The 11,063-nt window shown below is 73.8% G+C and carries 14 protein-coding genes; 9 read left to right on the top strand and 5 right to left on the bottom strand.

All coding sequences use genetic code 11. The annotated features are described in order from the left end of the window. Nucleotides 1–647: 647 nt before the first annotated feature. Nucleotides 648–1,052, bottom strand: coding sequence for a cytochrome c oxidase subunit 4 (locus ACI8AR_RS03265; protein WP_456938679.1), 405 nt, complete (start codon nucleotides 1,050–1,052; stop codon nucleotides 648–650). Between the two features lie 54 nt (nucleotides 1,053–1,106). Continuing rightward, nucleotides 1,107–1,979: an aa3-type cytochrome oxidase subunit II gene (gene ctaC / locus ACI8AR_RS03260; RefSeq protein ID WP_456938680.1), complete on the bottom strand. Its 873-nt coding sequence runs from the start codon at nucleotides 1,977–1,979 to the stop codon at nucleotides 1,107–1,109. 255 nt (nucleotides 1,980–2,234) lie between these two features. On the opposite strand from ctaC, the gene ACI8AR_RS03255 reads away from it, so the two are divergent. The 3 genes from ACI8AR_RS03255 to asnB are packed head-to-tail and all read left to right on the top strand — an operon-like array spanning nucleotide 2,235 to nucleotide 4,899. Beyond that, the gene (locus ACI8AR_RS03255; RefSeq protein WP_456926569.1) at nucleotides 2,235–2,600 is read left to right on the top strand and encodes a metalloprotease; all 366 of its coding nucleotides are present in this window, start codon (nucleotides 2,235–2,237) and stop codon (nucleotides 2,598–2,600) included. Then, nucleotides 2,590–2,934 carry a DUF3817 domain-containing protein gene (locus ACI8AR_RS03250; protein WP_457049700.1) on the top strand — a complete coding sequence of 115 codons (345 nt, stop codon included), beginning with the start codon at nucleotides 2,590–2,592 and terminating at the stop codon, nucleotides 2,932–2,934. Before ACI8AR_RS03255 ends, ACI8AR_RS03250 begins: the two co-directional genes overlap by 11 nt. Before the next feature lie 30 nt (nucleotides 2,935–2,964). Beyond that, entirely contained in the window at nucleotides 2,965–4,899 is a 1,935-nt protein-coding gene (asnB, locus tag ACI8AR_RS03245) for an asparagine synthase (glutamine-hydrolyzing) (protein WP_457049699.1), read from the top strand. Between the two features lie 121 nt (nucleotides 4,900–5,020). On the opposite strand, the gene ACI8AR_RS03240 is transcribed toward asnB, so the two are convergent. Continuing rightward, nucleotides 5,021–5,377 (bottom strand): HesB/IscA family protein, encoded by a 357-nt coding sequence (locus ACI8AR_RS03240; RefSeq protein ID WP_089402984.1) that lies wholly within the window; start codon nucleotides 5,375–5,377, stop codon nucleotides 5,021–5,023. Nucleotides 5,378–5,519: 142 nt separating this feature from the next. Here ACI8AR_RS03240 and ACI8AR_RS03235 point away from each other — a divergent pair, with 142 nt between their 5' ends. Next, nucleotides 5,520–6,134 carry a DUF3043 domain-containing protein gene (locus ACI8AR_RS03235; RefSeq protein ID WP_457049698.1) on the top strand — a complete coding sequence of 205 codons (615 nt, stop codon included), beginning with the start codon at nucleotides 5,520–5,522 and terminating at the stop codon, nucleotides 6,132–6,134. A gap of 21 nt (nucleotides 6,135–6,155) precedes the next feature. Further along, on the top strand, nucleotides 6,156–7,139 hold the full coding sequence (locus ACI8AR_RS03230) for an aldo/keto reductase family protein (RefSeq protein WP_457049697.1): 984 nt from the start codon (nucleotides 6,156–6,158) through the stop codon (nucleotides 7,137–7,139). A gap of 31 nt (nucleotides 7,140–7,170) precedes the next feature. Here ACI8AR_RS03230 and ACI8AR_RS03225 read toward each other — a convergent pair whose 3' ends face one another. After that, the gene (locus ACI8AR_RS03225) at nucleotides 7,171–7,383 is read right to left on the bottom strand and encodes a hypothetical protein (RefSeq protein ID WP_457049696.1); all 213 of its coding nucleotides are present in this window, start codon (nucleotides 7,381–7,383) and stop codon (nucleotides 7,171–7,173) included. A gap of 124 nt (nucleotides 7,384–7,507) precedes the next feature. Here ACI8AR_RS03225 and ACI8AR_RS03220 point away from each other — a divergent pair, with 124 nt between their 5' ends. Genes ACI8AR_RS03220 through ACI8AR_RS03205 form a run of 4 tightly spaced genes read left to right on the top strand, consistent with a single transcriptional unit; the run spans nucleotide 7,508 to nucleotide 9,855 of the window. Then, a complete protein-coding gene (locus tag ACI8AR_RS03220) occupies nucleotides 7,508–7,945 on the top strand; it encodes a phage holin family protein (RefSeq protein ID WP_457049695.1) in 438 nt (145 codons plus the stop codon). Further along, nucleotides 7,942–8,409: a DUF3618 domain-containing protein gene (locus ACI8AR_RS03215; protein WP_457049694.1), complete on the top strand. Its 468-nt coding sequence runs from the start codon at nucleotides 7,942–7,944 to the stop codon at nucleotides 8,407–8,409. The genes ACI8AR_RS03220 and ACI8AR_RS03215 overlap by 4 nt, the downstream gene beginning before the upstream one ends. Then, nucleotides 8,406–8,681, top strand: a complete 276-nt coding sequence (locus ACI8AR_RS03210) for a DUF4235 domain-containing protein (RefSeq protein ID WP_456936560.1) — start codon at nucleotides 8,406–8,408, stop codon at nucleotides 8,679–8,681. The genes ACI8AR_RS03215 and ACI8AR_RS03210 overlap by 4 nt, the downstream gene beginning before the upstream one ends. A gap of 37 nt (nucleotides 8,682–8,718) precedes the next feature. Then, nucleotides 8,719–9,855, top strand: coding sequence for a YihY/virulence factor BrkB family protein (locus tag ACI8AR_RS03205; protein WP_457049693.1), 1,137 nt, complete (start codon nucleotides 8,719–8,721; stop codon nucleotides 9,853–9,855). 25 nt (nucleotides 9,856–9,880) lie between these two features. Here the strand turns inward: ACI8AR_RS03205 and gcvT are convergent, their stop codons facing one another. Further along, a complete protein-coding gene (gcvT, locus tag ACI8AR_RS03200) occupies nucleotides 9,881–10,990 on the bottom strand; it encodes a glycine cleavage system aminomethyltransferase GcvT (protein WP_457049692.1) in 1,110 nt (369 codons plus the stop codon). Nucleotides 10,991–11,063 lie beyond the last annotated feature (73 nt).

Raw genomic sequence — 11,063 nt, 5'->3', positions numbered from 1 at the left:
ACGCGCAGGACGGAGGCGGCCACGCGCGGCTCCGCCCAGGAGACCCGGGTGCCCCCTGCCCGGCCGTCCCGGCCGCTCCCCGTCCTGGCGGTCCCACCCCACCGTCGCCTCCCGCCGGACCTCCCGGGTCGGCGAGTGGCGGACGGGCTGCGTCGGCTCCTCCACGGGCGCCTCGCCGCCGGCGAGCACCCGCAGGCCGGTCTGGGTCCGCGCCTCGGTGTGGGCGCCGAGCAGCGGGACGCCGCGCTGACGCCTCGACAGCGGGTCACCGTGGCGACGACGTCACCGTCCCGGTCGACGGCCAGGGGCACGCCGAGGGACCCGGCCGGCTGGGACGCGCCCTGCAGGGCGGAGGGACACCCCTGGGCAGCGCCGGGCTCTCGGCCAGGGCGTCACAGGTCACGCCGCGGAGGCTCGGGGCGTCGGCCCCGGCGGCCCCGGACGCAGCGGAGAGGACGCGTCCGGGGCGACGGCGGCTCCGGCCGGCGCCCGTCGTCGCGCAGCAGGCGGGCCGGGCGCCACTCCCCCGCCCCGGCCTCCCGCGCCTCGTCCCCCGAGGACCTCACGGGGCAGCGCGCGGCCGGCCGGAGAACGCGCGAGGGCCCCCTCCCGCGGTGCGGGAGGGGGCCCTCGTCAGCGGGCGGACGTCAGCTGGACTGCGCGTTCTGCCCCACGTAGAACTCGAACAGCAGGCCGCCGATGGTCACGAGCAGGCTCACGACCCCGATGATGATCAGCCAGTCGTACCAGAAGGCCAGGCCGAGGCCCGTGACGGCCGCGGCCGAGGCCAGGCCGAACGGCCAGTAGCTGGCCGGCGGGAAGAAGCCCAGCTCACCGGCGCCCTCGGCGATCTCGGCGTCCTTGCGGTCCTCGGGCCGGGCGTCGATACGGCGGGAGATGAACCAGAAGAAGCCGCCGATGAGGCCGGTGAGCCCCCCGGACAGGATCAGCGCGGTGGTGCCGATCGGCTCCTGCGCCCAGAAGCCGTACACGGCCGCGGCGACGATGCAGAACACCGCGATCAGGTTGAAGATGAGCGCCTCGACCTTCACGGCCGTCCTCCCTGCGCAGCGTCGGTGCGGTGGTCCTCGGTGCCGGCGGACACGTCAGTCGGCCGCACGCTGGTAGTAGCCGTCGCCCACGCGGAACGGCTCGGTCGTGGTGGCCTCGCCGTCCTGGCCGATGCTCTCGAGCGCCTCGCGGGTGTCCTGACCCGCCTCGCGGGCGGCCAGGTAGGCCTCGTAGTCCTCGGCCTCGACGATGCGGACCTCGAAGTTCATGTACGCGTGGTACGAGCCGCAGAGCTCCGCGCAGCGCCCGACGTAGGCGCCCGTCTCGTTCGGGTGCAGCTCGAAGACGTTGTCCCGGCCGTTCTCGTTGCCCGGGATGACGTCGAGCTTGAAGAGGAACTCCGGCACCCAGAACGAGTGGATGACGTCGGCGGAGGCGACCTCGAAGCGGATGTCCTGGTCGACCGGGAGCACGAGGATCGGGATCTCGTCGGTCGCGCCGACGGTGCTCACCGGCTCGCCGTCGGGACCGGTGGTCTCCGGGTAGACGAACTGCCAGTTCCACTTGAAGGCGTTGACCGCGATCGTCGTGTCGGGGTCGTCGCTGCGCTCCTGCACGTCGTTCTGCACCGAGACGGTGAAGAAGAACAGGGCGGCGATGATGATGAACGGGAAGATCGAGTACGCGATCTCCAGCGGCAGGTTGTACGCCGTCTGCCGCGGCAGGTCGTCGCCCTTCTTCCGGTGCATGACCACCGACCAGATGATCAGGCCCCAGACGATGAAGCCGACGATCAGCGCCGCGATGACCGAGCCGGTCCACAGCTGACGGATCTCCGTGGCTTCCTCGGTCACCCCCTCGGGGAACCCGAAGCGCCAGAACTCGTTGTTGAGGTCGCACCCGGTGAGGGTGAGCACCCCCAGGAGACCGAGCGCGGCGACCCGCGCGAGCCTGCTGCGTCGAGCCACTGCTCGCTGCCTCCTCGTCCTCCGCCCGGCGGTTCCCCGGGCGGCTCTCCCGGCGCGGCCGCGGGCGGGTACCCGCCCTGGTCCGTGCGCCGACCTCAGTCTGGGCCGAGACTAGCCGACCCCGCACGGCGGCCGACCACCGGAGACCCGGTACCGGCGGGTCGGCCGGGACCGCCGGGACGCCGGTGACCGGCGGCCCGTGGCCCTGCTCACCGTGCCGCCTCGCCGGCGGCGGGGGCGGTTAGAGTCGAGGGCGTGTGGACGCGGCTGCTGACCCCCCGGTGGGTGCTGCTGCACCTGCTGGTGGCCGCCCTGTTCGTCGCCACGTTCTTCCTCGGCTACTGGCAGCTGTCCAAGGCCGAGAACGGCGGCGGCGCGGTCAACTGGAGCTACGCGCTGCAGTGGCCGCTGTACGGGTTCATGGGCCTGTGGTTCTACGTCCGCATGGTCCGCGTCGAGCTCAACCGCCACCCCGACGAGGACGAGCCGACCACCGCCGTCGTCCTGTACCAGCGACCGCGGGTGGACACCAGCGGGGACCCGGAGCTGGCCGCCTACAACGCCTACCTCGCCGAGCTCAACGAGCGGGCGCTCGGCCAGCGGGGTCCCGGTGGCCGCTGAGCCGCAGCAGGCGACGCTGACCCCGCAGGTGGCCGGCGCGCTCACCCGCTACCGCGTCATGGCCTACGCCGTCGGCGTGATGCTCCTGGTGCTGGTCGCCGTCGCCATCCCGCTGCGCTACGCGGCCGGGGTGCCCGAGGTGTCCGCGGTCGTCTCGCCCGTCCACGGGCTGCTCTACATCGTCTACCTCCTGACGGCGTTCGACCTGGCCCTCAAGGCGCGGTTCACCGCCAAGGGCACCCTGCTGGTGCTGCTGGCCGGCGTCGTCCCCCTCGTGTCGTTCGTGGCGGAGCGCCGGGTGACCACCCGCGTCCGCGCCGGCCGACCCCTCTGACCGTCCTCCTCACGCTCGGGAGAACTCCGCATGTGCGGCCTGCTGGCCTACCTGTCCACCGACGCGCCCCGGGTCGCCGAGCGGCACGTCGACGACGTCCGCGAGGCGCTGCACTGCCTGCACCACCGCGGCCCCGACGACACCGCGGTCTGGTCGGACCCGAACGTCGTCCTGGGCTTCAACCGGCTGTCGATCATCGACGTCGAGGGCAGCCCCCAGCCCCTCCCCTACGCCGGTGACCGCTACCGGATCCTCTTCAACGGGGAGATCTACAACTACGTCGAGCTCCGCGAGGAGCTGCAGGCCGCCGGCGCGCAGCTGGCCACGCACGGCGACACGGAGACGATCGTCGCGGGCTACCACCTGTGGGGCCAGGACGTCGTCCGGCGGCTGCGCGGGATGTTCTCCTTCGTCATCTGGGACACCGAGACCCGCACCGCCTTCGGCGCCCGCGACCCGTTCGGCATCAAGCCGCTGTTCACCGCGCGCCTGGCCGACGGCGGGCTGGTCTTCAGCTCGGAGAAGAAGGCGCTGCTGCAGCTGCTCGGCGGCAGCGCGGCCGCCGGCGGGGTCGACCCGGCGTCGCTGCAGCACTACCTGACGCTGCAGTACGTGCCGGAGCCGGCGACCCTGCACCGCGGCATCCGCCGGATCGAGAGCGGCACGACCTTCACCGTCGTCGACGGCGAGCTGTCCACCGCGCGCTACTTCCACCCGGCCTGGACGCCGCAGCCGGTGCCCGCCGGCCGGGAGCAGGAGCTCCACGACCGCATCGCCGAGGTGCTCGACGAGTCGGTGGCCAAGCACATGCGGGCCGACGTCACCGTCGGGTCGTTCCTGTCCAGCGGCATCGACTCCACCGCGATCGCCGCGCTCGCGCACCGCTACAACCCGGACCTGCTCACGTTCACGGTCGGCTTCCAGCGGCAGGCGCAGTCGGAGATCGAGATCGCCGCCGAGTCGGCGTCGATCCTCGGCGTCAAGCACGTGCCGGTCGAGGTCACCGCCGAGCAGTTCGCCGCGGCCATCCCCGAGGTGGTCTGGTACCTCGACGACCCGGTCGCCGACCCTGCGCTCGTGCCGCTGTACTTCGTGGCCCGCGAGGCGCGCAAGCACGTCAAGGTCGTGCTGTCCGGCGAGGGCGCCGACGAGCTGTTCGGCGGCTACACCATCTACCGCGAGCCGATCAGCCTCGCGTGGGCGTCGAAGCTGCCGCCGGCCGCCCGCCGGGCGATGGCCCGGATCGCCGACGTGCTGCCCGAGGGCGTCCGCGGCCAGGACCTGCTGCGCCGGGCGTCGATCCCGCTCGAGCAGCGGTACTACGGCAACGCCCGCAACCTGCGCGACGACGAGCTGGCCGCGCTGCTGCCCGGCCGCGACCCCGACCTGTCGCACGTGGCGGTCACCGAGGACCTGTACCGGCGCACCCGCGAGGCCGGCTACGACGACGTGACGGCGATGCAGTACGTGGACCTGTTCACCTGGCTGCGCGGCGACATCCTGGTCAAGGCCGACAAGATGACCATGGCCAACTCGCTCGAGCTGCGGGTGCCGTTCCTCGACCCCGAGGTCTTCGCGATCGCGAGCTCGCTGCCGGTGGACCAGCGGGTGCCCCGCCGCGGCGACGCCACCAAGTACGCGCTGCGCCAGGCCATGCGCCAGATCGTGCCGCCGCGGATCATGAACCGCCGCAAGCTCGGCTTCCCCGTGCCGACGGCGGACTTCCTCGCCGGCCCGCTGCACGAGTGGGCCCGCGAGATCGTCACCTCCAGCCAGACGCAGGAGTGGCTCGATCGCGACGTCGTCCTCGGCCTGCTCGACCGGCTGCGCGCCGAGGAGGTGCCGAGCAAGCGGATCGCCCGTCAGCTGTGGTCGGTGCTGGTCTTCATGGTGTGGCACGGGATCTTCGTCGAGGAGCGGATCGTCGTCGACGTCCCGGAGACGGTCTACCCCGTCAAGCTCTGAGAACGCGGAACGGCGCCCGCCCCCGGGAGGGGGCGGGCGCCGTCAGCGACCTGCTGGAACGGCCCCGTCGCAGGGCCCCGGGGCGCGCGGAGCGTGTCCCGGGGGGCGACGGGGTCCTTCCTCAGTGGAACGAGTCGCCGCACGCGCAGGAGCCCTGCGCGTTCGGGTTGTCGATCGTGAAGCCCTGCTTCTCGATGGTGTCGACGAAGTCGATCACCGCGCCACCCAGGTACGGGCCGCTCATCCGGTCCACGATGACCTCGACGCCACCGAACTCGTAGGTCTGGTCGCCGTCGAGGAACCGCTCGTCGAAGAAGAGCTGGTAGCGCAGGCCGGAGCAGCCACCGGGCTGGACGGCGATGCGCAGACGCAGGTCGTCACGACCCTCCTGGTCCAGCAGCGCCTTGACCTTCGAGGCGGCCGGCTCGCTGAGCAGCACGCCGGTGCTGCCGGTGGTCTCGGTGTCCTGCACCGTCATGTCTTGTCCTCCCACATCCGAGGGCGTCCGTTGCGGCAGTCCCTGCCGCGGGTCAACACCGCCGTGGCGGGCCCTCTTCCCACTGTACGGCGCGCAGTGCGGAGAGCCAGTCCCTCGCGGGGACGCACGTAGACTCGCGGGCGTGAAGCTCCGCCTGCCCGGGCGCCGGGACCGCGCCGCCGAGACCGCCCCGGACACCGCCGCCGACCTGACCGGGCAGCAGCTGGTGAAGGCCGGCGGCAAGGGCCGCCCGACGCCCAAGCGCGCCGAGGCGCAGGGCCGCCGTCCCGGCCCGCCCCCGCCGCCGCCCACCACGCGCAAGGAGGCCTACGCCCGCATGCGCCAGCAGCAGGCGCAGCGGCGGGCCGACACGCGCGCGGGCATGGCGCGCGGCGACGACGCCTACCTCCCGGCGCGCGACCGCGGCCCGGTGCGCAAGCTCGTCCGCGACATGGTCGACGCGCGCCGCAACGCGGGCAGCTTCTTCCTGCCGGTGGCCGCGCTGGTGCTGGTCGGGTACTTCATCCCGAGCCCGGCGGTGCAGAACTACACGGTCTTCGTCTGGTTCCTGTTCTTCCTGGTGATCATCGTCGACTCGGTGTTCCTGGGCCGGCGGATCTCGAGGACGGTGCGGCAGCGCTTCCCCGACCAGCCGCACCGGATGAAGGGCCTGGTCTGGTACGGCGTCAGCCGCGCGACGATGATCCGCCGCTGGCGGTTCCCGAAGCCCGAGGTCGCGGTCGGCGCCGAGGTCTAGCCGGCACTAGCGTCGGGGCACGTGGAGTACCGACGCCTCGGCCGTTCCGGCCTGACCATCTCCGAGATCGCCTACGGCAACTGGCTCACCCACGGGGGCCAGGTCGAGGAGGACGCCGCGCAGGCCTGCGTGCACGCCGCCCTCGACGCCGGCATCACGACCTTCGACACCGCCGACGTCTACGCGGGCACCCGCGCCGAGTCGGTGCTCGGCCGTGCCCTGGCCGGCCAGCGCCGCGAGGGCCTGGAGATCTTCACCAAGGTCTACTGGCCCACCGGCCCAGGACCCAACGACCGCGGCCTGGGCCGCAAGCACGTCACCGAGAGCTGCGACGCCTCGCTGCGGCGGCTGCAGACCGACCACATCGACCTCTACCAGGCGCACCGGTACGACCCGACGGTGCCGCTCGAGGAGACGATGACCGCCTTCGCCGACCTGGTGCGGGCGGGCAAGGTCCTCTACGTCGGGGTCTCGGAGTGGCGGGCCGAGGAGATCGCCGCCGGCGCGGCGCTGGCCCGCGACCTCGGTATCCAGCTGATCAGCAACCAGCCGCAGTACTCGATGCTGTGGCGGGTGATCGAGGACGAGGTCGTCCCGACGTCGCAGCGTGAGGGCGTCTCGCAGATCGTCTGGTCGCCGCTGGCCCAGGGCGTGCTCACCGGCAAGTACCGGCCGGGCGAGCAGCCGCCCTCCGACAGCCGGGCCGGGCACGAGGAGGCCGGCCGGTCGATGCGCGGTTTCCTGCGCGACGACGTCCTCACCCGCGTGCAGGAGCTGCGGGCGGTCGCCGACGACCTCGGCCTGTCGATGGCACAGCTCGCCGTCGCCTGGGTGCTGCAGAACGACAACGTGGCCGCGGCGATCATCGGCGCGACCCGCCCGGAACAGGTGCACGACAACGTCAAGGCCGCGGGCGTGCGCCTCGAGGACGACGTGATGGCGCGCATCGACGAGGTGCTCGGCGACGTCGTGGAGCGCGACCCGGCCAAGACCGCCCGCGGCTGACCCACCCCCGGCCTGGACCTCCACCTGAGGTTCAAGCCGGGGCCAGCGCCATCGGCCCGTACGCCTTGGTGTCGCCGTCGAACAGGCTCACCGCGGCCACGCCCCGGGCCAACAGGTCGCGCCAGTTCTCCCCCAGCCACGACTCGGCGTCGCCCTGGTTGTCCGCGGGCGGCACCTCGACGCCGAGCGCGGCCGGGTCCAGGGTCGCGCCGGTCGGGTCCTCCAGCCGCCACGTCCAGCTCATGGCGCGAGGGTAGTGACCGCGCCGCCGGCCCGCGTCGTGTCCGTGGTGTGACCACCCGCGGGGTTACGCCGTCGATCTCCCCGGGCATGGGAGGTCATCGACCGCCCCGTTCCCCGGAGGACCGATGACCGTGCCCCCCGCGGGCGCCTCGCGCGCCACACCCCCGCCGCCGTCGACCGACGAGGCCTCGACCGGCCAGCTGATCAGCCAGCTGACCGAGCAGGTCTCCCGCCTGGTCCGCGACGAGGCCCGGCTGGCCCAGGCCGAGATGACCCAGAAGGCCAAGCGCCTGGGCATCGGCGCCGGCCTGTTCGGCGGCGCCGGGCTGTTCGGCTTCCTGGGACTGTGCGTGCTGGTCGCCACCGCCGTCCTGGCCCTGGACGTGGTCCTGCCCGCCTGGCTCGCCGCCCTGATCGTGGCGGTGGTGCTGTTCGCGGTCGCCGGGGTCCTGGCGCTGGTCGGCAAGAAGGACGTGCAGAAGGGCACGCCGCCGGTGCCCACCGAGGCGATCGCCAGCGCCAAGGCCGACATCGCGACGGTGAAGGAGAGTGCGCGCCGATGAGCACCCCGACCGGTGGCTCCCGCCCGGAGGACGCCGCGGCGAACGGGCCGACCGACCCCGAGGCCATCAAGGCCGAGATCGAGGCCACCCGCGAGCAGCTCGGCCGCACCGTCGACGAGCTCAGCCACCGCCTCGACGTCCCCGCCCGGGCCAAGGAGGGCGCGGCCCGGGCCAAGGACACCGCCGTCGAGACCTACCGCGAGAGCCCGCCGGCCGTCATCGGCGCCGGCGCCGCGCTCGCCGGCCTGGTCGGGCTGGTCGTCTGGCGGCAGCGCCGCAAGCGCCGCCGGGCCGCGGCCGCCGCCACCGGGTCGGCGACGGCCCTGGCGCAGGCCCGCGCCGAGGCCCACCGGGCCCGCAAGGAGGCCGCCCGCGAGGCGGCCCGGGCCCGCCGGGCGGTGGCGCGGAACGCGCGGAGGACGAAGCAGCGGACCCGGAAGGCCGCGAGGAAGGTGCGCACGTGAGCAGCAAGGGCGCGAGGCTCGTCTACCGCCCGGTCGGCCTGGTCGGGGGCATCCTCGCCGGCGTCGTCTCCGGGGCGGTCTTCAAGCAGGTGTGGAAGCGCATCTCCGGGGAGGACGACGCCCCCGACGCGCTGCAGAGCGAGTACCGCATGCGCGAGGTGGTCCTCGCCGCGGCCATCCAGGGGGCGATCTTCGCCGCCACCAAGGCGGCGATCGACCGCGCCGGCGCGCGCGGCTTCACCAAGCTCACCGGCAGCTGGCCGGGCGACTGACGCCGGGACGACGGCGACCGACGGGAGGGGGCCTGGCATGTCCGGGACCAGGCAGCGCGACAGCGCGGTCGACCGGATCCGCGAGCGGGTCGAGGAGAAGGCCGCCCGGCGGGCGGCCGCGCGGGAGGCGGCCGAGCGGGCCGCCCGGGGCGAGGAGGGGGCCGAGCCGGGCCGGGTGCCCCCCGGCGGCCCGACCCCGGCCGAGCTCCCCGGGATGCACGCGGACAAGCCCACCGAGATCCCGGCCCGGGGCTGGAAGCAGATCGTCAAGCGGGCGTGGGCGGAGAACAACGCCGACAACATGCCGATCATCGCCGGCGGCGTCGCGTTCTTCGCCTTCCTCGCGATCTTCCCGGCGCTGATCGCGACGATCTCCATCTACGGCCTCGTGGCCTCCCCGGAGACCGTCGCGCGGCAGGTCGAGAGCCTCTCGGCGCAGCTCCCCGACGAGGCGGCCGCCCTGATCGGCGACCAGCTCACCGCGATCACGCAGAACAGCGGCGGCGCGCTGTCGGTGTCGCTGGTGATCTCGGTCCTGGCGGCGCTGTGGTCGGCGTCCGGCGGCACGGGCAACGTGATCACCGCGGTGAACATCGCCTACGACGAGGTCGAGACCCGCGGGTTCGTCAAGCGCAAGGCGATGGCACTCGGGCTCACGCTCGGCGCCATCGTGTTCGTGCTGGTCACCTTCACGCTGGTCGCCGTCGTCCCGGCGGTGCTCGACGCGCTGCCACTGGGCGTCGTCGGGACGGTCCTGGCGCAGGTCGTGCGCTGGGTGCTGCTGCTCGGGGTGTTCGCCGGCTCGCTGGCGGTGCTCTACCGGGTGGCGCCCGACCGCGACGCGCCGCAGCTCAAGTGGGTGAGCCTCGGCGCGATCGTCGTCACGGTCATCTGGGCGCTGGTCAGCCTGGGCTTCAGCTTCTACGTCAACAACTTCGGCTCGTACGACAAGACCTACGGCGCCATCGCCGGCGTCATCGTGCTGATGCTGTGGCTGTACCTCACCTGCTACCTGGTCCTGCTGGGCGCGGAGATCAACTCCGAGGCCGAGCACCAGACGGCCGAGGACACCACCGAGGGCCCGCCGGTCCCCATGGGCCAGCGCAACGCCACGATGGCCGACGAGCTGCCCGACCCGCCGGAACCCACGAAGGAGTCCAAGCAGAAGGCCTGAGGGCCTCTCCCGGCGGGCGCCGTCCTCAGCGCACGTGCGAGGGCACGAACGGCGGCCGGACGGCGACGACGGGCTGCGGGCGGCCGCGGACGTCGACGGCGAGTGGCGTGTCCGGCGCGACGCCGGCCGCGGCGTCGAGCAGGGCCAGCGCGATCCCGGTCCGGAGCGTCGGGGAGAACGTGCCGCTGGTGACCTCGCCGATGCGGCGGCCGGCCTCGTCGAGGACGTCCATGCCGGGACGCGGGATGCCGCGGCCGGTGGCGCGCAGGCCCCACAGCAGTCGGGTCGGGCCGTCCTCGCGCTCGGCCAGCAGCGCCTGCCGGCCCCAGAAGGCCGGCTTCTTCCACCCGACCGCCCAGCCGCTGCGCGCCTGGTTGGGGGTGATCTGCCGGGACAGCTCGTGGCCGTGCAACGGGTAGCCCATCTCGGTGCGCAGGGTGTCCCGCGCGCCGAGCCCGCACGCGCGGATGCCCTCGGCAGCGCCGGCCTCGAGCAGCCGGTCCCACAGCGCGCCGGCCCGCTCGGCGGCGACGAGCAGCTCGTAGCCGTGCTCGCCGGTGTAGCCGGTGCGGCAGACGGTGACCTCCTGCCCCTCCCCGCCCGCGAAGGCCATGTAGTCCAGCTCCGCGGCCAGCCCGGCGGCCTCGAGGACGGCGGCCGAGCGCGGCCCCTGCACGGCGAGGACGGCGACCTCCTCGTGCCGGTCGGTCACCGTGACGCCGGCCGGCGCGGCGGCGGCGATCCGCGCGAGGACCTCATGGGCGTTGGCGGCGTTGGGCACGAGCAGCACGTCGTCGGGTGAGTGCAGGTAGACGATGAGGTCGTCGACCACGCCGCCGGCGTCGGCCTCGCCGTCGGGGACGCAGCACAGCGTGTACTGCGCCTGCCCCGGCCCGATCCGCCCGAGGTCGTTGGTCAGGCAGGCGTCGACCAGGGCCGCGGCACCGGGCCCGCGCACGGTGCCCGTGCCCAGGTGCGAGACGTCGAACAGGCCCACCGCCTCGCGCACGGCGGCGTGCTCCGCGAGCACCCCGCCGCCGGCGTACTCGATCGGCATCGACCAGCCGCCGAAGTCGGCCAGCTTGGCGCCGGCCGCCACGTGGCGGTCGTGGAGGGGCGAGGTGCGCGCGGTCACCCCCGCACGCTATCCGGCGGCGTGCCGGAACCGGCCCCCGTGCAGGGGCCCGCGCCGAGCCTGCGAGGCGTGG

It is taken from the genome of Geodermatophilus sp. SYSU D01036 (assembly GCF_054050435.1).
The sequence above is the reverse complement of the archived record's forward strand: the minus strand, read 5'-3'. Positions and strand labels throughout refer to the sequence as shown.